The sequence below is a fragment of the Pseudomonas sp. B12(2026) genome, from assembly GCF_057767015.1.
The window spans coordinates 3,490,632-3,511,711 of sequence record NZ_CM173430.1 but is presented as its reverse complement, the minus strand read 5'-3'; the positions used below and the strand labels follow the sequence as shown (position 1 = coordinate 3,511,711).

The window sequence follows — 21,080 nt, the reverse complement described above, 5'->3', positions numbered from 1 at the left end:
GTCAGCCCCCGGCCGGCTTCCTAGGATGGCCACAAGCGCACCGCAGCAAGCGGTGCCTTCAACGTCAGCCTTCCTGGAGAGCCTACATGTCCGACCAACCCATCATCCGCCGCCGCCAGGTCAAGACCGGCATCAGCGACGCCCGCGCCAACAACGCCAAGACCCAGAGTCAGTACCAGCCGTATAAAGACGCGGCCTGGGGCTTCATCAACCACTGGTACCCGGCGCTGTTCACCCACGAGCTGGCCGAGGACCAGGTGCAGGGCATCCAGATCTGCGGCGTGCCGATCGTGCTGCGCCGGGTCAACGGCAGGGTGTTCGCCCTCAAGGACCAGTGCCTGCACCGTGGCGTGCGGTTGTCCGAGAAGCCGATGTGCTTCAACAAGAGCACCATTTCCTGCTGGTACCACGGCTTCACCTTCGACCTGGAAAAAGGCGACCTGGTGACCATCGTCGCCAACCCGGACGACAAGCTGGTCGGCACCACGGGCATCACCACCTACCCGGTGCATGAAATCAACGGGATGATCTTCGTCTTCGTCCGCGAGGACTCCTTCCCCGACGAAGACGTGCCGCCGCTGACCGATGACCTGCCGTTCCGCTTCCCGGAAAACAGCGAGCGCTTCCCGCATCCGCTGTGGCCGGCCTCGCCGAGCGTCGCCGACGACAACGCCGTGGTCCACGGCATGCACCGCACCGGCTACGGCAACTGGCGGATCGCCTGCGAGAACGGTTTCGACAACGCCCACATCCTGGTGCACAAGGACAACGCCATCGTCCACGCCAAGGACTGGGTGCTGCCGCTGGGCATCCTGCCGACCAGCGACGACTGCATCAGCGTGGTCGAGGACGAGAACGGTCCGAAGGGCCTGATGCAGTGGCTGTTCACCGACAAGTGGGCGCCGGTGCTGGAGAACAAGGAACTGGGCCTGAAGGTCGACGGCCTCAACGGCCGCTTCTACCGCACCTCGGTGGTGCTGCCGGGCGTGCTGATGGTGGAGAACTGGCCGGAAGAGCACGTGGTGCAGTACGAGTGGTACGTGCCGATCACCGACGACACCCACGAATACTGGGAAATCCTCGTGCGCGTGTGCAACACCGACGAAGAGCGCGCCAAGTTCAAGTACCGCTACGACTACATGTACAAGCCGCTGTGCCTGCACGGCTTCAACGACTGCGACCTGTACGCCCGCGAAGCCATGCAGAACTTCTACTCCGACGGCACCGGCTGGGACGACGAGCAACTGGTGGCCACCGACGTCTCGCCGATCACCTGGCGCAAGATGGCCTCGCGCTGGAACCGCGGCATCGCCAAGCCGGGCCGTGGCGTGGCGGGGGCCCTGAAGAACACCAGCCTGATCTTCAAGGACACCGCCGACGGGCACCGTCCGGGCTACAAGGTCCGCCAGATCGAAGAGTGATGCCCACCGGGCCGGCGTCCCCCGGCGGACGCTGGCCCGCCGACTTTCTGGAGGCTGTATGTCGCCTATCCCTTCCGGCGAAAGCCGGTTCGTTGCGGTCGATGGCGTGCGCTTGCACTACCGCGAAGTCGCCGGGCCGGATGACCGCCCGCCGGTGATCTTCACCCACGGCGGCGGCCCCGGCAGCACCGGCTGGAGCAACTTCCGCCTGAGCGCCCCGGCCTTCGCCGCGCGCCATCGCTGCTACTTCCTCGACCTGCCGCAGTTCGGCGGCTCCGACATGGTGCCGGTGGACGGCCCGCTGTTCAGCTGGCACGCGCGCAAGCTGCTCGGCTTCATGGATGCGCTGGGCATCGGCCGCGCGCACCTGGTCAACCAGTCGTTCGGCGGCTGCGTGGCGATCCGCCTGGCCGCCGAGCATCCCCGGCGGGTCGCCAGCCTGCAGCTGATCGCCTCGCAGCCGGTGGCGCGCGGCGTCCTGCAGCCGCTGCCGCTGTTCAGCAAGCATGCCGCCGGCATCCTCTCGGACTATTACCTTGCGGGCGGCGGGCCGAGCCTGGACAAGATGGCCGCGCTGATCCGCCGCTACGAACTGCACGACGACGCCCGCCTCGACGACGAGAACCTGCGCCTGCGCTTCGCGGCCAGCGACAACCCGGCGTTCATCGACCTGCTGCGCACCCCCGGCGCCTTCGGCGAATGGGAGGACCTGACGCCGCTGTTCGCCCGCGTGCAGGTGCCGACGCAGATTCACTGGGGGCTGCACGACTGGTTCGGCGGCATCGACGTGCCGATGCTGATGCTCAACCAGTTCGCCGACGCGCGCCTGCATGTCATGGGCAACGCCGCGCACCACCTGCAAAGCGAATGCCCGGACGAATTCAACGCCCTGGCGCTGGCCTTCATCGGAGAGCGGCAATGACCGACACCCCGTTGCACTACCTGGAAATGTACGAACTGTCGCTGCTGCTGCGCAGCCGCAAGCTGTCCCCGGTGGACGTCACCGAGGCCATGCTGGCGCGCATCGACAGCCTCGACGGCGATCTGCACAGCTACGCCACGCTCACCCCCGAGCTGGCCCTGGAGCAGGCGCGCCAGGCCGAACGCGAGCTGCTGCGCGGCGAGTACCGCAGCCCGCTGCACGGCATTCCCTTGGGCTACAAGGACCTGTTCCATACCGCCGGCGTGCCGACCGCGGCGGGCATGCCGATCCACCAGGGCTTCGTGCCCGGCGAGGACGCCACCGTGGTCGCCCGCCTGCGCGAGGCCGGCGCGGTGATGCTCGGCAAGCTGCAGATGACCGAAGGCGCCTTCGCCATCCATCACCCCGACTGCACGCCGCCGAACAACCCGTGGCACGCCGGGCACTGGGCCGGGGCGTCGTCCAGCGGCTGCGGCGTGGCCACGGCGGCGGGGCTGTGCTACGCCTCGCTGGGCAGCGACAGCGGCGGCTCGATCCGCTTCCCCTGCGCGGCCAACGGCCTCACCGGGCTGAAGCCGACCTGGGGCCGGGTCAGCCGCCACGGCTGCTTCGAGCTGGCCGCCAGCCTCGACCACATCGGGCCGATCACCCGCAGCGCGCGCGATGCTCTGTTCCTGCTGTCGACCATCGCCGGGCACGACCCGCGCGACCCCACCTCGCTGCCCAGCGTGTGCCTGGAGATTCCCGGCATCGACGAATCCTTCCGCGGCCTGCGCGTGGGCATCGACGAGCAGTGGCTGAGCGACGGCGTGGACCCGGCGATCCAGCAGGCGCTGCAGCAGGTGATGGCGCTCATCCAGGCGGGCGGCGGCACGCTGGTGCGCATCCGCATGCCCGACACCCGCGCGGTGAGCGCCAACTGGGAAGTGCATTGCGGCGTGCAGACCGCCGTCGCGCACGCCGGCACCTACCCGGCGCGGGCCGCCGAATACGGCCCCGCGCTGAGCCGCCTGATCGACGGCGGACGGGACCTGTCGGGCATGGACTACCAGCGCGTGCTGCTGGCCGCGCAGCGCTTCAACGGCGAATTCGAGGCGCTGCTCAAGGACCTCGACCTGGTGCTCGCGCCGGTGCAGCCCTACGCGGCGCCGACCCACGGGCAACTGGCCGACCTGGCCCAGGACCCGGAGGCCAACCGCCGGCTGATCCAGTTCACCTCGCCGTTCAACGTCAGCGGCCACCCCTGCCTGAGCCTGCCTTGCGGCTTCACCGCCGAGGGCCTGCCGATCGGCTGCCAGTTCATCGCCGGCAAGGGCGCCGAGGGCGTGCTGTGCCGCGCCGGCATGGCGCTGCAGAAGGCCAGCGACTGGCATCGCCGGCATCCGCCCGGCTTCTGAGTGCTCCGTTGAGCCCCCGCGCCCGTCCGGGCCGGGGGCTTTTTTTCGCTGCAAGGTTGCGCTGCCGGGATAAGCGCTGCGCTCACGGGAGTGTGCCGGTCGCTGCCCGTGGCCTGCGGCCGGCGAGCATTTGTGCACTGGCGGGATAAGCCCGTACCGCATTGGAGCGCGAAGTCCTCCGGGGCCTTCCTAAGATCGGTCCATGTCAGCGGGAATCCCACCAGCCGGGAGCCCGCGGCCGGCGCCTCCGCGGCCGGCCACCGCAAACGCCATGGAGCCACCCGCATGAAAGACCAGATGCACCACGTCACCGTCAACTTCACCGATGGCGTCAGCCGCAGTTTCGATGTCGCCGCCGGGACCAGCATCCTCGACGCGGCGCTGGAGGCGGAGATTCCGCTGCTCTACCAGTGCCGCTCCGGCAGCTGCTCCAGTTGCATCGCCCAGCTCACCGACGGCGAGGCGCACACCCGCCCGGGCGCCAGCTCGACCCTGCTGGCCAGCGAATACGCCGCCGGCCAGCGCCTGCTGTGCCTGTGCCAGGCGCAGGGCGATTGCAGCTTCGACGTGTCCTACGGCAGCGAGGTGGGCTCCAGCGCCGCCCATGAAGTGCACGCCTTCATCGACAAGGTGGAGCGCATCGCCAGCAACGTGGTGCGCCTGACCCTGGAGCTGGCCGACGGCGAGTGGCTGGAGTTCCGTCCCGGCCAGTTCATGCAGATCCAGGTGCCCGGCTTCGGCGTGGTGCGCAGCTACTCGCCGTCGAGCACTGCCGCGGCGCTGCCGAAACTCGAATTCCTGGTGCGCCTGCTCCCCGGCGGCGCCATGTCCAGCTTCCTCGACGAGCAGGCCGCGCCCGACCAGGTGCTCAGCCTCAGCGGTCCCTACGGGGCGTTCTTCCTGCGCGAGGAGAGCAAGCGCGCGCCGCACATCTTCGTCGCCGGCGGCACCGGGCTGGCGCCGATCCTGTCGATGATCGACAGCCTGCGCCAGGGCGGCGGACGCAAGCCGCCGATGCTGCTCAGCTTCGGCTGCGCCCATCCCGGCGCGCTGTTCTGCCTCGACGACATCGAGCTGCGCCGGCAGTGGCTGCCGAGCCTTGAGGCGCGCATCTGCGTCGACCACGAGCCGCAGGACGGCCTGCACCACGGCAGCCCGGTCAGCGCCCTGCGCGAGGGCGACGTCACCAGCCCCGACACCGTGGCCTACCTGTGCGGCCCGCAGCCGATGATCGACGCCGCCACCGCGCGCCTGATCGCGCTGGGCGTCAACCCGGCCAACATCTTCGCCGAACAGTTCGTTGCCAGTCATTGAGGACCCACCGATGCAACCCACCACCGCCGTGCCCTTTTCCGCCGAGCAGATGAAATGGTACGAGCAGGCCTGCGCGAAGATCGATCCGCGCCGCCTGCAACAGCTGCTCTTCGAACTCACCGACATCCACAGCCCGACCGGCTCCGCCCGCGCCGCCAGCGAATTCATGGCCGGGCACCTGCGCAGCATCGGCATGTCGGCGCGCTACCTGCCCATGGGCTTCACCAGCGGCAACGTGCTGGGCGAGCTGCGCGGCAGCGGTGGCGGCGCCAGCGTGATGCTCTACGCGCCGATCGACACCCACCTGGAGTGCGACGAGGCCGAGCGCCTGCTGACCGGCGGCGGCGGTGAAGCCGACATGCTGCCCATGGCCCAGCAGCTCGACGACTGGGTCTTCGGCCTGGGCGCCTCCAACCCCAAGGGCATGATCGCCACCCTCACCGAGGTCGCCACCGCGCTGATCGAGGCCGAGGTGCCGCTGACCGGCGACCTGCTGCTGGGCCTGGCCGACGGCGGGATGCCGGTGGACATCTCGGCGCGGCAGCACGCGGGCATGTCCAACGGCGTGCTGCACCTGCTCAACCGCGGCGCCGCGCCGGACTTCGCGATCATCATGAAGCCCTGGAACTGGGTGTACCACGAGGAGCCGGGCATGGCCTGGTTCAAGCTGCGCGTGTTCGGCAGCCTCGGCTACGCCGGGGTGCCGCGCGGCACGCCGGGCTTCCGCAGCTCGGTGGTGCCGGCGGCGACCGTGGTGCAGGAGCTGGAGCAATGGATCATCGACTACGCCGAGCGCAACACCTCCGGCGTGGTCAAGCCGCACGGCTGGATCGCCGGCATCCGCGGCGGCGACGTCGAGCGCCCGGCCTTCCCCTCGGCGGTCACGGAAATCTTCTTCGACGTGCGGGTCAACCCGCGCACCAGCCCGGCGGAGGTCAAGTCGCAGTTCGCCGGGTTCGTCCGCGAGTTGCAGGCGCAGCGCCCGGAACTGCAGCTGGAGTGGGACATGTACGGCTCGGTCCCCGGCGGCAGCACCGACCCGCAGAACTGGATCGTGCAGTCCTGCAAGCGTGGCTGGGAACACCTGGAACAGCGCCCCCACGGCCAGCCCGAGTTCCTCGGCGGGCAGACCGACGGCGCCGCGCTGCGCCGCTACGGCGTGCCCACCGCGCGCATCGGCTGGCCGTGGCCGGCGCAGGGCGCGCCGCTGCCGGTGGCCGAAGGCCTGGGCGGGATGGGCGCGACCTACGTGCCCGACCTGATCCCCTGCGCGAAGAAGATCCTCTACGCGCTGATCGACACCCTGACCCGCCCGCGTCACGAACTGGGCCTCTGAGCCCCCGGAGCAGAGCATGAACCGCAAGCGCGTGAAGATGATCTTCCCGGTGCCGATGAGCGAAGCGACCCGGCCGCTGGTGGAGTCGCAACTGCCGGCGCACCTGCTGCGTCCGGACATCGAGGTGTGCTTCGTCGGCGCCGGCCAGGTGCTGAGCCTGGCCGACAGCTACTACGACATGGCGCTGATGGAGCAGGCGGTGATCGCCGCGGGCCTCAGCGCGGAGGAGGAGGGCTTCGCTGCCGTGTGCATCAACACGGTGAGTGATTCCGGCCTCGCTGCGCTGCGTTCGCGCCTGTCGATCCCGGTGCTGGCGCCGGCGCAGAGCGCCTTCCACCTGGCCTGCAACCTCGGCCACAAGTTCAGCGTGCTGAGCATGTGGCCGCGCTGGTTCCCGCTGTACCGCAAGGCCGTGCGCGAATACGGCCTGGAGGGGCGGCTGGCGTCGATGCGCAGCATCGACGTGCGCCCGGACAGCGAAGCGCTGCTGCAGGGCAAGGAGGAGGTGGTGTTCGGCAAGCTGCTGGAGGCCGCCCAGGCGGCCATCCGCGAGGACGGCGCCGACGTGCTGGTGCTGGGCTCGACCACCATGCACCAGGCCCACGCCTTCCTCGCCGGGAACCTGCCGGTGCCGGTGCTCAACCCCGGGGTGGTCGCCTACAAGCTCTGCGAGCTGCTGCTCGACCTCGGCCTGAGCCACAGCAAGCTCGCCTACCCGAGCCCCGAGCAGTGCCAGGACCACGCCTTCCTCGCCCCGACCGGGAGTGCCCGCCCATGAGTCCGTTCGAGCCCATCACCCAGCCGCTGGCCGGCGACCTGACCATCGCCGAGGCACAGGCGGCGTTCCGCGACGGCGTGCTGAGCAGCAGCGAGCTGGTCCGCGCCTGCCTGGAGCGCGCCGACGACGGCAGCGAGCTGAACATCTACGTCACCCTCGACGGCGAGGGCGCGCTGCGCGCCGCCGCCGAGGCCGACGCCGCGCGCCGCGCGGGCCTGCCGCTGAAACCGCTGAGCGGCATCCCCATCGTGGTCAAGGACAACATCCACGCCGCCGGGCTGCCCTGCACAGCGGGCACCCCGGCGCTCGCCGGCTTCGTCCCGGGCGAGGACGCCACCGCCCTGCGGCGCCTGCGCGAGGCCGGCGCCATCGTCCTGGGCAAGACCAACCTGCACGAGCTGGCCTTCGGCGCCACTGGCTACAACGGCGCCTTCAACACCGGTGGCGAAGTGGGCGTGCGCAACGCCTACGACAGCACGCGCATCGCCGGCGGCTCGTCCTCCGGCAGCGCCGCGGCGCTCGGCGCGCGCATGGCGCTGGCGGCGCTGGGCACCGACACCGGCGGCTCGATGCGCATTCCCTGCGCGCTGAACGGCTGCGCCTCGCTGCGCCCGAGCGCCGGGCGCTATCCGCAGGCCGGCGTGGTGCCCATCGCGCGCAGCCGCGACACCGTCGGCCCGATGGCCCTGTGCATGGCCGACGTCGCCCTGCTCGATGCGCTGATCAGCGGCGAGCACGCGCTACCGGCGGTGGTCCTCGGCGAGCTGCGCCTGGGGGTGCCGGCGGAATTCTGGAGCAGCCTCGACGACGACACCCGCGAGGCCGCCGAGGCCGCCCTGGAATGCCTGCGCCGCCACGGCGTGACGCTGGTGGAGATCGCCGACGCCGGGCTGCTGGCGCTGAACCAGCCGGTCGGTTTCCCGGTGGTGATCCACGAGGCCTACGACGACATGCGCGCCTACCTGAGCGAGGCGGGCGTGGGCATCGACATCGAGCAGCTGGCGAGCCAGATCCACAGCCCGGACGTGCGCGCGCTGTACCACGAGTGGGTGCTGCCGCGCCGGCTGCCGAGCGCCGACGGCCTGGTGGACGTCGCGCCGCTGTACGCAGCGGCCTGCAACGGCGGGCGCCAGGCGCTGAAGGAGCGCTACCACGACCTGTTCGAGGCGCACGGCCTGCATGCGCTGGTGTTCCCGACCACCACCCGCGTGGCGCCGCTGGCCGGACCCGAGGTCAACCAGCCGGAACAGTTCGAGGGGCTGATCCGCAATACCGAACCGGCCGCCAGCGCCGGCCTGCCGTGCATCCAGTTGCCCATCGCGCTGGGCCGGCGCACTGGCCTGCCGGTGGGCCTGGAGCTGGACGCGCCGGCCGGCAGCGACCGCCGCCTGCTCGCCGTCGGCCTGGCGCTGGAGGCGCTGCTCGGGCGCATCCCCGGCCCGGCCTGGCAGCCGTGAAGCATTCCATTCACTGACAACCATCCACTGACAAGAGGAGCAGCGCATGAGCACGGACAACTCGTTGCGCGACAAGGTGATCCTGGTCACCGGCGGCGGCAGCGGCATGGGCCGCGACGCCTGCCTGGCCCTGGCCGCGGCCGGGGCCCGCGTGGTGCTCGGCAATCGCAGCGCCGGGGCCGGCCTGGCGGTGGTCGAGGAGATCGTCGGCGCCGGCGGCCAGGCGGTGTTCCGGCCGACCGACGTGGCCCGCCCGGCCGACTGCGAGGCCCTGGTGGAACTGGCCCTGGAGCGCTTCGGGCGGCTCGACGGCGCCTTCAACAACGCCGGCCTGCAGCGCGCCTTCAACGACCTGCATGAAACGCCGCTGGAGGACCTCTCCGAGGTCGTCGACATCAACCTCAAGGGCGTCCTCTACATGATGAAGTACGAGGCCGCCGCGATGCTGCGCAGCGGTGGCGGCAGCATCGTCAACAACGCCTCGATCTTCGGCCTCAAGGCCATGCCGCGCACCGCCTATTACGTCGCCGCCAAGCACGGCATCGTCGGCGCCACCCGCGCCGCCGCGCTGGACTACGCGACCCGCGGCATCCGCGTCAACGCCATCTGCCCGGGGCCGATCAAGACCCCCAGCTTCGACCGCGTCACCGGTGGCGACGACCACCTGTACGACGACGGGGTGCCCATGCACCGCATCGGCACCCCGCGCGAGACCAGCGCCGCCGTGCTCTGGCTGCTCGGCGGGCAGTCGTCCTACGTCACCGGCGCCACCCTTTCGGTGGACGGCGGCATGGTCGCCCAGTGAGCGAAGGAGCCACGCCATGATCAACGCACTGAGCTATGTGATCGTCCACACGCCGCAACTGGCGAGCTGGCTGGAAATGGCCGGCGGCCACGTCGGCCTGCAGGTGGAGGAATTGCGCCCGGGCGCCGTCGCCCGCCTGCGCATGGACGCCAAGGTGCAGCGCCTGCTGTTGCAGGCCTGCATCGGCGAGCCCTCGATGGGCATGGGCTTCGAGGTCGCCGACGGCGCCGAACTGGCGCGGGTCGGCCGGGCGCTGGAGGCCGCCGGCTACCCGGTGCAGCCGGGCACGGCCGAGGAGCTGGAATTGCGCGGGGTCGCCGGGATGCTGCACTTCCGCGACCCGGACGGCCTGCGCATCGAAGTGGCCTGGGGCCTGGCCGATGCCGCCACGCCCTTCGTGCCCGGCCGCCCGCTGGGCGGCTTCCGCACCGGCGAGCTGGGCATCGGCCACGTCGCGCTGATCACCGCGCACTTCGAGGAAATGTGCCGGCTGTACAAGGAGGTCCTCGGCTTCCGCGTCAGCGACCGCGCCAGCGCGCCGTTCCGCGTCGAGTTCCTGCACGTCAACCCGCGCCACCACACCCTCGGCATCGCCCACACCGGCGGGCCGGCGAAGGTCTACCACCTGATGCTCGAATACAACGACTTCGACGACCTCGGCCGCGCCTACGACCTGGCCCTGGAGAAGCCCGAGTGCATCGGCGTCACCCTCGGCCGGCACATCAACGACCACGTGACCTCCTTCTACCTGAAGAACCCCGACGGCTGGATGTTCGAGCTCGGCTGGGCCGGCCGCACCATCGGCCCCGACTGGCAGGTGGAAGAGCTGCAGGGCATGAGCCTGTGGGGCCACGACCGCACCTGGCTGCCCGACGACAAGCGCGAGCAGGCCCGGCAGATCCTCAAGAAACTCTCGGCCGCGGGCGTGCGCGCCCCGGTCGTGACCACCACCCAGACCGCGAAGGCCCTCCAATGAACGCGACCGCATCCCCCGAGATCGCCCGGCAGCTGACGCTTGGCGACTGCACCATCAACTACCACGACCAGGGGCAGGGCGCGCCGGTCCTGCTGATCCACGGCTCCGGCCCCGGCGTCACCGCCTGGGCCAACTGGCGCGGGGTGATCCCCGAACTGTCGCGCCGCGCGCGGGTGATCGCCCCGGACATGCTCGGCTTCGGCTACACCCGCTGCCCGGCGCAGATGACGCTGGACCAGGACGCCTGGGTCGCCCAGCTGGTCGGCCTGCTCGACGCCCTGGACCTGCCGAGGGTCTCGGTGGTCGGCAACTCCTTCGGCGGCGCCATCGCCCTGGCCCTGGCGCACCAGCACCCGCAGCGGGTCGAGCGGCTGGTGCTGATGGGCGCGGTGGGCGTTTCCTTCCCGATCAGCGCCGGCCTGGAAAAGGTCTGGGGCTACCAGCCGTCGCTGCAGGCGATGCGCGAGCTGATGGGCGTGTTCGCCTACGACCAGGGGCTGATCAACGACGACCTGGTGCGCATGCGCTACCAGGCGAGCATCCGCGACGACGTGCAGGAGCGCTTCGCCCGGCTGTTCCCGGCGCCGCGCCAGCGCGGCGTGGACATGCTCGCGCTGCCCGAGGCGGCGCTGCGCGCGCTGCCGCAGCAGACCCTGATCATCCACGGCCGCGACGACCAGGTGATCCCGCTGGAGGTTTCCGAGCGCCTGCTGCGGCTGATTCCCCATGCGCAGCTGCACGTGTTCGGCGAGTGCGGCCATTGGGTCCAGATCGAACGGGCGCAGGCCTTCACCCGCCTGCTCGTCGACTTCCTCACCGGCGAACAACCACGGAGCGATTCATGAACAAGGCAGACATCCAGGGACGCTGGGACATCCTGTCCTGGGAGCAACTCTACGACGACGGCCGGGTGGTCCACCCGATGGGCACCGAGCTTGAGGGTTTCATCGAATACGGCGCGCACGGCATGTTCTGCGTGATCGCCCGCGCCGGGCGCGAGCCCTTCGCCAGCGGCGGGCAGTGGTCCGCCGACCAGGCCGAACAGGCCGCGGCCTATGCCAGCTACCTGACCTACGCCGGGGACTACGCGGTGGAGGACGGGCAGATCTTCCACCACGTGCGCCACAGCCTGTTCCCCAACTGGGTGGGCGGGACCCAGCGCCGCGTGGCGCTGCTGGACGGCGACGAGCTGGCGCTGACCGCGCGCCTGGAGGAGGGCACGCCCGAGGCCCGCACCGCCCGCCTGAGCTGGCGCCGCCGACGCGCCTGAGCCGGGCCGGATGACCCGCAGGAGGTAGCCGATATGAGCGACAGAATCCGCTGCGCGATACTGGGCACGGGCAGCCTGGCCATGCAGGTGCTCCGCGGGCTCGCCGACAGCCGCGAGCTGGCGCCGGCCTGGATGGTCGGCGACGCCTCTGCTGGATTGACGGAGGCGGCGGGGTTGGGGCTCAGGACCAGCGAGCGTGGCATCGCCGGGCTGATTCCCCAGGTCGTCCCCGACGCCGTGAAGATCGCCTTCGCCACCCAGGCGTTCGACCCAGCGTCGGCGGACATGTACACGCTCCGCGCGCTGGGTGTGCTGGTCATCGACCTGACCGGCAGCGCGGAGGCGCCGCTGAGCGTGCCGGCGCTCGATGGTCCGAACGCTGCGGTGCAGGACCCGCGCCATCTGCGGGTGGCGCCGGCCATCCTGCAGCTGGGCGCGCCCCTGGTCCGCGCCGTGTCGCGGGTGCAGGAAGTCGTCCATGCCGAGCTCATCGCCAACCTGTCGCTGGCTGCGCCCGTTGCGCCGGATGGCGGGATGATCGACGCGTTCGACGCCGGGGCGGCCGCCGCGCTCGTCGAGGTGGGCAGGGTCGCCAGCGCGAAGGTGGCGCTCAGCTTGAATCCCGCTCCCGCCGCCACCGGCGAGCTGTGCTGTACGGTCACCTGCCTGGCCGCCACGGCCCTGGACCGGGAAGGCATCGAGGCCTCTCTGGCGAGCATGGTCGCCGAGGTCCGGCAGTACCTGCCGGGCCTTGAGGTCAACGATCGGGTGATCCTCTCCGGCGCGCGCGTGGTGATCCTCGCGACGCTCCCGCTCGCGGCCGGCGGGCATGGTCGCCAGGCGTGGGACAACGCCATCCTGGCGGCCTCGGCGGTTAGGTCGGCGGAAGGATTGGCCGAGCGAATCAGGTCCACCCGCCGCCTGTCGTCGGACTTCGATTTCCTGCCGACCTGATACCGGCCATGGGATCGTTGCGCTGGCCGAACAGACGAAGGTGCAGGTGGAACAGGGCGCGGCAGACAGCCTTTCACGCTGCACTTCCCTATGCCCGTTGGCGGCGGGACTGGCCCGCCGCCGAGCGTGCCGGGCTCAGCCCTGGTGGCTGCCGAGCATGGTCTTGGCGTACTGGATGCCGATGCCGAAGGCGCCACCGAACTTGATCGAGATGCCGGTGGTGAGGTCGTAGGTCTCCACCCGCGCCCAGTCACGCTGCAGTTCCAGCAGGTAGGTGAGGGCGGTGATCGGCCGTGCGCCGGCCTGGAGCATGCGCTGCACCGCGCGCTCATGGGCCTCGGGGGTGCAGTCGCCGCAGGCGTCGGTCACCACGTAGACCTCGAAGCCTTGTTCCAGCGCCGAGAGCACCGGGCCGTTGCAGCACACCGAGGTCCACAGGCCGCACATCACCAGGCGCTGCTTGTCGGTGGCGTTGATGGCGGCGATGAAGTGTTCGTCTTCCCAGGCGTTGGACGTGGTGCGGTCGATGATCTCGGCGTTGGGGAAGGCTTCGCCGACCTCGGGGAACAGCGGGCCGGCGAAGCTTTCCCGGGAGATGGTGGAGATGACGGTCGGTACGCCGAAGCCCTTGGCGGCGTTGGCCAGGATGGCGGTGTTGGCGCGCAGGCTGGTGATGTCGATGGACTTGGTGTTGAAGGCCATCTGCGACTGGTGGTCGATCAGCACCAGCGCGTGGTCGTGGGGGCTGAGCAGGGAACGGGCGGGCTTGGCGGACGCTTTGATGCTCATGGGGGAGTCCTCCTCGGGGGGATGCCGGCGGCGGTGGCTGCCGATCTCCGCCGAGTCTATGGACCTGGCGCGGCGTATGGGTGTGCGTTTGCGCGGAGCCGAATCCGCAGGATTGCGGATCGCGTCGGCGCTAGCGGTCGGGCAGGGCGAGGGAGGCGGGGCGCAGTTCGCGGCCTTCGATGAAGTCGCGCTGGCGGACGATGGCCTCGGCGCAGTGCGTCAGGAAGGCGTACACCCGGCCGGACTTGCGGATGTCCGGGTGGGTGAGCACCCAGAGTTCGTCGCGGACCTCCGGCTGTACCGGGCTGATGCGCACCAGGCCGGGCACCAGGTCGCCGTGTATGCAGGGCAGGAAGCCGATGCCCATGCCGGCGGCGATGGCCGCGGCGACGCCGGCTACCGAGTCGCTGCGGTAGCCGATCCGCTGCGGCGCGACGTGCTGCTCGACGAAGCCGTACGCGCGCAGGCCGGCCAGGCCGCGGCCGTAGGACACCCATTGGCGCTGCCAGAGTTCGTCGAGGGCGGGCGACTGGCCGACATGGTCGACGCGGCGCCCATAGATGGCCCAGGCCACGGTCGCCACCTTGCGCCCGAACAGGTTCTCCGGCGGCACCAGGGTGGCGCGGAAGGCGATGTCCGACTCGCCGCGGGCCAGGTTCAGCGGCTGGTTGCTCACCAGTACCTCGATGCGGATTTCCGGGTTGGCCGCCTGGAAGCCGGCGATGATGGGGGTGAGGAAGTCCAGCAGCAGGGCATCGCTGGTGGTGACGCGCAGGTCGCCCTTGTGCCCCTGGGCATGGCTCGACACCCGCCGCGCCGCGCTGAGGATGTCCTGCTCCAGGCGCGCGCCCAGTTCGACCAGCTCGGCGCCGGCGGCGGTGGGGGCGTAGCCGTTGCGGCGACGGTCGAAGAGGGCCACGCCGAGGGTGCCTTCCAGGGCCGCCAGGCGCCGCGAGACGGTTGAATGGTTCAGCCCCAGCGCGGCAGCCGCGGCGACCAGGCTGCCACCCTCGCCGATGGCCTTGACGATGCGCAGGTCGTCCCAGGAAAGCTTGTGCAGGGGATCGGTCATGGGGCTTCTCGGAGGACTCTTCGCGGGCCGGGGACCCGGAAGGTAGCAGCAAAAGGCCCTGGGGATCACCACCGACCCCGGCGTCACCTGGGCGACGGGAGGCGGTTAGCCATGTCTAAAGGCAGGTCCGGGGCGACGTAGCGAGCGTTTGAGTGCATGGCGGCGCTGCCTGTCTCAGCGCCAGCAGGTTTCCACGCTGCCGGCGGTGACGCCCCGAGTTCCTTCATTGTCGAGGGTTAAGTCGCCGCACTCGCTGTCGTTCGCCTGGGCTCCCCGGCGCACGGCGGTCATCACGTAGCCGTGGAACTCTCCGTAGACGTACTCGATCTGCAATTCGTAGAACTTGTGCGGCGAATAGCGTTTGCCGTCGGCGTCCTGCGGGTAGCTGAAGGCGAGCATGGCTGGGTTGTCGGTGTAGATGCTGTATTGCGCGAGGTAGCGCTCCTGCAGGGCGGCGGCATCGCGCAGGAGTATCTGGGCATCGCTGCGGTTGGCGCGCAGCACGTACTGGCGGTAGCTGGGCACGGCGATGCTGGCCAGCAGGGCGATGATGGCGATCACCACCATCAGCTCGACCAGCGTGAAGCCACGCACGTGGCGCCGGGGGGCGGCAGTCTGGAGGCTCATGGGTAATCCGGCAGCAGGCCGCTGCCGCCTATAATCTTCCAGTTGAAGCGGCCCTGGTTCTTCGGGTCGAACAACCGTACCGGGATTTTCTTTCCGCTCGGGGTATAGAGGTTGTCGCCGATGCGGGTCACCGGGCCGTCGATCGGGATGCCGCTGGCAGCCTCGCTGAAGGAGCCGTCGCCGGCCAGGTCGAAGACATTGAACTTCAGCGCGCCGCCGGTCTTCGGGTCTATCGCCAGCAACCAATAGTCGATGCCGGCGCTGCAGGGGTCTTCGTTGGGGTGGATAACGGTGACGAAGAGCACGTCACCCAGCATGAAGGGCTGGTCGACGATCATCTCGCCCTCCGGCAGGTCGAGGTACCAGCCGCGGATGCCGGCGCCCCTCCTGCCGCTGTTGTCCCAGGCCACCCGGTTGCTGCTGAGTTGCCTGACTCCCTCGCTCTCGGTCAGTGTCTGCTGTTGCAGATCGCTGAGGCTGTTCAAGGTTGTTGGCGATCCAACGTCACGCCAGGAGAGATCTGTCAGATAGTCGGTCTGGTCCCACAACCCGTAGAGGGACTGGGCGGTGCCGCCGGGTTCCTTGTCGCTGGCCTCGAAGAATTTGCCCGTTCCCACGATCACCAGTTGACCGCCGCGTGGATGACCGGTGACTTCGGCGACTGCGCTGACGGGTTGCCCGCGTGTTTCGGCGATGCTCGACAGGAGAAACTCCCCATTGGTCCCATACTCCGCACCGGCCCCGCCGTCGCCAAGGTAACGGTAGACCTTCCCCGAAAGACCGCTGTAGTAGAAGTAATTGTCAGCAGTCGCTCCCGGGGAAAGATAATTGAACCAGGCAACCGGTCCGCCCAATTCCCCATGACCGCGGCCTCCGCCTCGGGTCCAGCCCGCCCACTCCCCCGACCCCAGGTCCAAATCAATGAACATGCTGTCGGAAACCCCGTATCCCGTGGTGGTGTAGACCTTTGAAGTGGGACCAGAGGCACGTGAGTCTGTTCCAGTAGCGATCACCGGTCGATCAAGAATGTTGCCGAACTCAAGGGTATTGAGGTACCGGTCGGTATAGCTCTCCAGGTACTCCCAGAGCAGGTCGGGGCTATCCGGATCCGTGATGTCCAGGGCAAACAGCCCCTTCCCGCCACGGCCGGGGGCCATGACCAGTACGGTGTGCCAGGCGCCATTGAAATAAGCGTCGCGGATGACGGCCGTGCCGTCGACGAAGAAGCGGTGCAGGCTGTTGGTGTTTTCCGCTTTCGACTGCGCCGCGTAGAGGGGCGAGGGAAGGTAGTTCAGGTGATCAATCACCGACGCCGGGATGAACGCCCACTTCTCGTTTCCCTGTTCGTCGAAGGCGTGCAGCATGCCGTCGTTGGCGCCGACGTAGATGCGTTTCTCCCGGTCGGCGTGTTGCTTCTTGAACGCCTCGTAGCCTGAAGCGCTGGCCCCCTTGTCCATGTAGTAGCTGACACCGTCCGGGGGACCGACCACTACCGGTGAGGAATAGATGATGTCGCCGAGCAGGTGCTTGCGGGTTCGGAACGTCGTGCCCTCCTGGCTGCGATCACCACGTAGCCAGTCGACACGCGCAGAGCCCAGGCCATCACCGGCCGAGGCACCCGGCGCGCGGTTCAGCATCGCCTGTTGTTTTGTGTCGAGGTTGGCCCAGGTGAAGGGCTGCAATTGGCCACTGGACTGCCCCGGGCGGGTATTGGTGTAGATCGTCCGGCTGCCGGCCGAGCGACGGTCCAGCTTGTCGCGGAACGACAGCCCGGTGTTTTGCTGGGCACTGCCCTGGCTGTCCAACTCGTACTGGATGAGATCGCCGCTCCAGTCCGAGGGATCGTAGCTGCCCCGGTACAGGTGGGTATCGGTACTGAGGCTGGTGGAGCTGGCGCCGGCCGCCGCCACGGCCTGCTGGCTGCTGGAGATACCGTTGACGATCGACTGGAAGGCCGACACCAGCCCGGTGGTGGAGTCGGCACTGAAGAACTCGCCCCGTGAGTTGAGTGCTCCGTGCCAGAGCACGGCGACATTGCCTTCGGCGGCGCTGGTGGGCGGTCCGGACGGGAGCTTGCCATCGAGGGCTGGCCAGCTCTTGGTGCCGTCGAGCAGTTGCGCATAGGAGCCCGAGTAGGTATCGCCGCCCCAGGTCAGGTAATTGAATGTCGATCCGAGCCCCAGGCCCACCGTGTAGGTGCTCACATGCTGCCAGGTGGCGGGGTCGTTCTTCGGGTTCCAGTAGTCCTTGCCTTCGCGGTAACGCGGCGGGACCTTGTTCGGCAGATCGTCGCGCGCGTCGTCGGCCCAGCCCTTGAACATGACATCGGCCAGGGTGTACCAGCTATCGAAATAGGGCTCCTTGGCGGTGTAGAGCGTCTTGTCGGGAAGCATCGTGCCCTTGGTGCCATCGGTATTGCTGACGCCGTTGGTATCCGTATCCGTGGCGATGCCGTCGGTCATCAGCAGGTGGTAGGTCGGCCGGCAGGCGTATTCGGTCTTCGTGTCGCGAGTGGCGCCGGGGACGCGCGCGTAGGGGTTGTAGGCGGATTGGCTGCGCAGGTAGTTGTTGACCCGCTTCTGCGCCGCATTCAGTAGCGTGCCACGAGGGTCGGTCTTGAGGCCGTTGACGAAGGTGTAGAAGTCGGCCTTGTGCTGGTCGGCGAACGGCGCCAGGGTCTGCTTGCAGGTGCTGTCGTTGAAGTCAGCGCTGGTGCAGTTGTTGAGCGCCTGCCAGGTCACCCGAATGTCCTCCGGCAGGTTGAACAGCGCCAGGTTGGCCGCGCTGCGCGTCGCGAGCAGGCGGGTACGGTAGAAGGAGAACCAGTTGGCGTAGTTCTGCTTCTCGGTGTCGCTGGTGACCCAGCGCTGCGTGAAGCAGGTGCTCATGCAACTGCGGCGGCCGCCCTCGCTCAGGTAATCCTGTGCGCAGTTCTGTACGGCGCTCAAGGGTGGTGCGGCGATGTTTTGGGGATGGGGACAGTTGGCATCGAACTGGGTGTAGTGGCCGAAGGCACCGGCGGCGACCTCCTTGGTGCCGAGGCCGCTATCCGTAAAACCGTCGCCGGTCTTGACCCGCAGGTCGAACGTATAACTCGTGTTGGGCTGGAAACCGTCGACGTAGGCCTTGTCGAACCGGGTGGTGAATCGCTGGCTGACCAGTTGGCCGCCTTCGAAGGTCACCTTCCAGGGGGCTTCGTAGGTGATGGCCGGGTTGTAGTAGAGCGGGTTGTAGGCACTGGACGCGGCAGGGTCGGTGGTCTTGAACATGCCATCGGGTATGTAGGGGTAATCCATGCTGGCGGAGTCGTCCAGCGTTACGATCAAATTGGGCGAAACGCCCTCGACGAGGAACAGCGGGGCCTGGCTCGGGGTCGCCGCCAGGAGTTTCCCGGCGACGGTCAGCAGGGCAGTCGCCACGGCGATGCGACAGAACAGCGCCGTGGCAACGCGACAGAACAGCAAGGGACGGTCAGCGTTGCACACGGGCGTACTCCTGTAGGCCGATCACTGCCTCGTCGGTGATCCCGGTGGAAATGGCGTTCATCTGCAACAGGAAGGTGCCCGTGTCCCGCAGGCAGTCCGCCATACCGGAAGAGGAGCGGCTTTCGCATTGAGCCGCGATGTACCAGCGTGGCGCGCGGCTCAGTTCGGACAACTGGCCGGGCGCGGCAACGTCGTTGCTCTTGTAGGTCCGTGACGTGGTCATTAGCTTTTCCTGGGGGGGCTCGCCGCCACCTCCTACCCCCGGCATCCACCAGAGCTGGTCGCAGAAATCGACCTGTTGCTCCTGCTGATCCGAGCTGGCACAGGTGCTGTCATTACTCACCACCAGCGACGGCGCCTGCGTGGCGCGGTAGTACGCCTCCTCGATCGCCGAGGTGGCCCCGGCCTGGGCGGCCTGGTAGTCGCGGCTGTCCGCCAGGGAGTGGTCCAGCAACATGCCGTTGCGCAGGGCGCCGAGGGTGAGGATGGTCATGCCGAGCAGCAGGATCAGGGCGATCAGCAGGGTGCTGCCGGTTTGCCGTGGACGAGTTCGATTCACGGAATGTTCCTCAGGTAGAGGGTCTGACTGAAGGCCGCGCAGAGCCCGCGATTGCCGGTGCTCTTGTCCGAGCCGGTGAGCGGGTCCTGGTAGGTGCAGTTGGCCGGCAGCAGCGGGCGCTCAGAACTGAGCACCAGACCGACGCGGATACGGTTGGCGGCGGTTTGCTCGAAGCGCAGGTCGAAGATGCCGTCTGCGACAGGGGCGCCACTCATTCCCGCGAACGTAATAGTCCCGTTGCCCGCGGTGAGCATCAGTTGGCGACCGGACAGATACAGATGGTCGCTCCCGCTCCCATTATTCCCGCGGCGCACGCAAAGTCCCTTGCCGTCGTTATCGACCACGACCACCTCATCCGCGGCGAAGACACAGCCGGTGGATTGATCGGTCTGCGCGGGGATATCCCGATCGATGCGTATGCTTTCAGTGTCAGTCCTCAGACAGCTGCCCCAGGAGTCCTTGGTGCACATGAATGCGGGCCCGGTATCCACGCCGACGTAACCGGCATAGCTCGTTGCCACCTCCAGCAGGCCGAAGATCAGGCGGGCATTGTGCTGGTTCTGCTGTTGCGCGTAGTTGAAGGCGGCGTGGTTGCTGTTGGACAGGTAGATTTGCAGGACGCCGAAGAGCACCATCAGGCCCAGGGCGATGCCCACCATCAGTTCGATCAGGGAGAACCCGGCCTGGGGACTGTTTCGGGGGAAGTTCGTCATGGCTGGAGGCTCGCGCGGTAGCGCTCCACGCCGCCGCTGTCATCGGCCGAGAGGCAGGCGGCATCAGCACCGGTGGGACTGCCGGTCCGGCAGTTGCGGCTGTGCCATGCCAGCTGGACCAGCACCATGGGGACCGAGGCGTTGGTAGCACAGGTCCTGCCGTTACTGGTGGCGCAGATGTAGCTGTCGTTCGTGAGCAGGGTGTCGTCGGTGTCCAGTGTGCGTTTTACCTCGGCGACCCAGCAGGCCAGTTCCCGCGAGGCCCTGTCGGTCACGCTCAGCCCGTGGGTGTCACAGTTCTGCCCGCTGGCGGGTGTAGGAAACGAGCTGCCTGCGGCAACGAGGTAAACCGAACCGCTCTGCAGGCGGCCGTTGCGGGCCCAGGCTTCTCGATTGGCCTGCATCCCACGGGCGAGGTCGGCGACGAGCTGAATGGCGTTCTGCCGCTGTTGGCTGTCATGGCCGTAGGCGATGCTGCGGGTTTGCAGGGCGAGTATGCCGAGCAGAGACAGGCTGGTGAGCAGCACGGCGACCAGGACTTCGATGAGGTAGAAACCCCGTTGGGAGGGAAGACGGCGCGGGCTCATTCGCAGTCTCCAAATTCCATTGCACCGCTGCGTTGCAGGCAGACGCTTTGGGTGTACGAGCCGGACTTCAGGACGAATATTATTGGGCCATCAAAGGCCTCCTTCCAATACCCGGCCTCGATACCGCTCCTTACGGCACCAGAAAGATCGAACGCCAGCCATGAGATCTTCCACGGACCCCGTTCAACGCTACTGATCGATACCGTGCCGGAGTCATCGATGCGGCGTTGGAGGACTCGTCCCGTCCCCATACTCACCTGCAACGGGGAGTTCCAGTCGGCCGTGTCGCTGCCCCAACTGCCATCTAAACCAATAGGGGTGATAGATGTAGCGCTATTCCTGATCAGAGCCTCTGCCTGTGCGTACTGCAGCAGGCCGATCAGGTGCTTGCTGGCTGTTTGCAGGCGATTGCGAGCGATCAGGTATTCGAAGGACGGTACGGCCATCGCGAGGATGATCGCCAGGATGGCGATGGCGACCAGCATCTCGACCAGGGTGAAACCGCTCGGGCTCATTCCTCTTCGGTGGCGGGCGACGGCTGAAGGTTTGCAGGCAAGATGCCGTGAGGAGTCGTACATAGAGGCGCGCGTCTTTGCTTATGCATTGGCGGCGGAAATC

20 protein-coding genes are annotated in these 21,080 nt (G+C 68.4%); 12 read left to right on the top strand and 8 right to left on the bottom strand.

Annotation, left to right across the window (positions count from 1 at the left end; translation table 11 throughout):
* The first annotated feature begins 86 nt into the window (after positions 1-86).
* From AC3B6A_RS16345 to AC3B6A_RS16290, 12 genes are all read left to right on the top strand, one after another.
* Entirely contained in the window at positions 87-1,421 is a 1,335-nt protein-coding gene (locus AC3B6A_RS16345; protein WP_488398256.1) for an aromatic ring-hydroxylating dioxygenase subunit alpha, read from the top strand.
* Positions 1,422-1,479: 58 nt separating this feature from the next.
* The gene (locus AC3B6A_RS16340) at positions 1,480-2,343 is read left to right on the top strand and encodes an alpha/beta fold hydrolase (RefSeq protein WP_488398255.1); all 864 of its coding nucleotides are present in this window, start codon (positions 1,480-1,482) and stop codon (positions 2,341-2,343) included.
* Positions 2,340-3,740, top strand: coding sequence for an amidase (locus AC3B6A_RS16335; RefSeq protein WP_488398254.1), 1,401 nt, complete (start codon positions 2,340-2,342; stop codon positions 3,738-3,740). The genes AC3B6A_RS16340 and AC3B6A_RS16335 overlap by 4 nt, the downstream gene beginning before the upstream one ends.
* A gap of 285 nt (positions 3,741-4,025) precedes the next feature.
* On the top strand, positions 4,026-5,054 hold the full coding sequence (locus AC3B6A_RS16330; RefSeq protein WP_488398253.1) for an FAD-binding oxidoreductase: 1,029 nt from the start codon (positions 4,026-4,028) through the stop codon (positions 5,052-5,054).
* Positions 5,055-5,064: 10 nt separating this feature from the next.
* Positions 5,065-6,390 (top strand): M20 family metallopeptidase, encoded by a 1,326-nt coding sequence (locus AC3B6A_RS16325; RefSeq protein ID WP_488398252.1) that lies wholly within the window; start codon positions 5,065-5,067, stop codon positions 6,388-6,390.
* A 16-nt stretch (positions 6,391-6,406) separates the two neighbouring features.
* Positions 6,407-7,168: an aspartate/glutamate racemase family protein gene (locus AC3B6A_RS16320; protein WP_488398251.1), complete on the top strand. Its 762-nt coding sequence runs from the start codon at positions 6,407-6,409 to the stop codon at positions 7,166-7,168.
* Positions 7,165-8,625 (top strand): indoleacetamide hydrolase, encoded by a 1,461-nt coding sequence (iaaH, locus tag AC3B6A_RS16315; protein WP_488398250.1) that lies wholly within the window; start codon positions 7,165-7,167, stop codon positions 8,623-8,625. The genes AC3B6A_RS16320 and iaaH overlap by 4 nt, the downstream gene beginning before the upstream one ends.
* A 46-nt stretch (positions 8,626-8,671) precedes the next feature.
* A complete protein-coding gene (locus tag AC3B6A_RS16310) occupies positions 8,672-9,430 on the top strand; it encodes an SDR family NAD(P)-dependent oxidoreductase (RefSeq protein ID WP_488398249.1) in 759 nt (252 codons plus the stop codon).
* A 16-nt stretch (positions 9,431-9,446) separates the two neighbouring features.
* Positions 9,447-10,406 (top strand): VOC family protein, encoded by a 960-nt coding sequence (locus AC3B6A_RS16305; protein ID WP_488398248.1) that lies wholly within the window; start codon positions 9,447-9,449, stop codon positions 10,404-10,406.
* The gene (locus tag AC3B6A_RS16300; protein WP_488398247.1) at positions 10,403-11,251 is read left to right on the top strand and encodes an alpha/beta fold hydrolase; all 849 of its coding nucleotides are present in this window, start codon (positions 10,403-10,405) and stop codon (positions 11,249-11,251) included. The genes AC3B6A_RS16305 and AC3B6A_RS16300 overlap by 4 nt, the downstream gene beginning before the upstream one ends.
* A complete protein-coding gene (locus AC3B6A_RS16295; RefSeq protein WP_488398246.1) occupies positions 11,248-11,676 on the top strand; it encodes a lipocalin-like domain-containing protein in 429 nt (142 codons plus the stop codon). The genes AC3B6A_RS16300 and AC3B6A_RS16295 overlap by 4 nt, the downstream gene beginning before the upstream one ends.
* Positions 11,677-11,709: 33 nt before the next feature.
* Positions 11,710-12,630, top strand: coding sequence for a hypothetical protein (locus tag AC3B6A_RS16290; RefSeq protein WP_488398245.1), 921 nt, complete (start codon positions 11,710-11,712; stop codon positions 12,628-12,630).
* 135 nt (positions 12,631-12,765) lie between these two features.
* On the opposite strand, the gene AC3B6A_RS16285 is transcribed toward AC3B6A_RS16290, so the two are convergent.
* From AC3B6A_RS16285 to AC3B6A_RS16250, 8 genes are all read right to left on the bottom strand, one after another.
* Positions 12,766-13,419: a hydrolase gene (locus AC3B6A_RS16285; RefSeq protein ID WP_488398244.1), complete on the bottom strand. Its 654-nt coding sequence runs from the start codon at positions 13,417-13,419 to the stop codon at positions 12,766-12,768.
* A gap of 130 nt (positions 13,420-13,549) precedes the next feature.
* Positions 13,550-14,491 carry a LysR family transcriptional regulator gene (locus tag AC3B6A_RS16280; protein ID WP_488398243.1) on the bottom strand — a complete coding sequence of 314 codons (942 nt, stop codon included), beginning with the start codon at positions 14,489-14,491 and terminating at the stop codon, positions 13,550-13,552.
* Positions 14,492-14,665: 174 nt separating this feature from the next.
* Entirely contained in the window at positions 14,666-15,118 is a 453-nt protein-coding gene (locus AC3B6A_RS16275; RefSeq protein WP_488398242.1) for a type IV pilin protein, read from the bottom strand.
* Positions 15,115-18,603: a pilus assembly protein gene (locus tag AC3B6A_RS16270; protein ID WP_488398241.1), complete on the bottom strand. Its 3,489-nt coding sequence runs from the start codon at positions 18,601-18,603 to the stop codon at positions 15,115-15,117. Before AC3B6A_RS16270 ends, AC3B6A_RS16275 begins: the two co-directional genes overlap by 4 nt.
* Positions 18,590-19,162 carry a hypothetical protein gene (locus AC3B6A_RS16265; RefSeq protein ID WP_488398240.1) on the bottom strand — a complete coding sequence of 191 codons (573 nt, stop codon included), beginning with the start codon at positions 19,160-19,162 and terminating at the stop codon, positions 18,590-18,592. The genes AC3B6A_RS16270 and AC3B6A_RS16265 overlap by 14 nt, the downstream gene beginning before the upstream one ends.
* Entirely contained in the window at positions 19,159-19,875 is a 717-nt protein-coding gene (locus AC3B6A_RS16260) for a PilW family protein (RefSeq protein ID WP_488398239.1), read from the bottom strand. The genes AC3B6A_RS16265 and AC3B6A_RS16260 overlap by 4 nt, the downstream gene beginning before the upstream one ends.
* Positions 19,872-20,462 carry a type IV pilus modification protein PilV gene (pilV, locus tag AC3B6A_RS16255; protein WP_488398238.1) on the bottom strand — a complete coding sequence of 197 codons (591 nt, stop codon included), beginning with the start codon at positions 20,460-20,462 and terminating at the stop codon, positions 19,872-19,874. The genes AC3B6A_RS16260 and pilV overlap by 4 nt, the downstream gene beginning before the upstream one ends.
* Complete coding sequence (locus AC3B6A_RS16250) at positions 20,459-20,977, bottom strand: GspH/FimT family pseudopilin (RefSeq protein WP_488398237.1); 519 nt, start codon at positions 20,975-20,977, stop codon at positions 20,459-20,461. The genes pilV and AC3B6A_RS16250 overlap by 4 nt, the downstream gene beginning before the upstream one ends.
* Positions 20,978-21,080 lie beyond the last annotated feature (103 nt).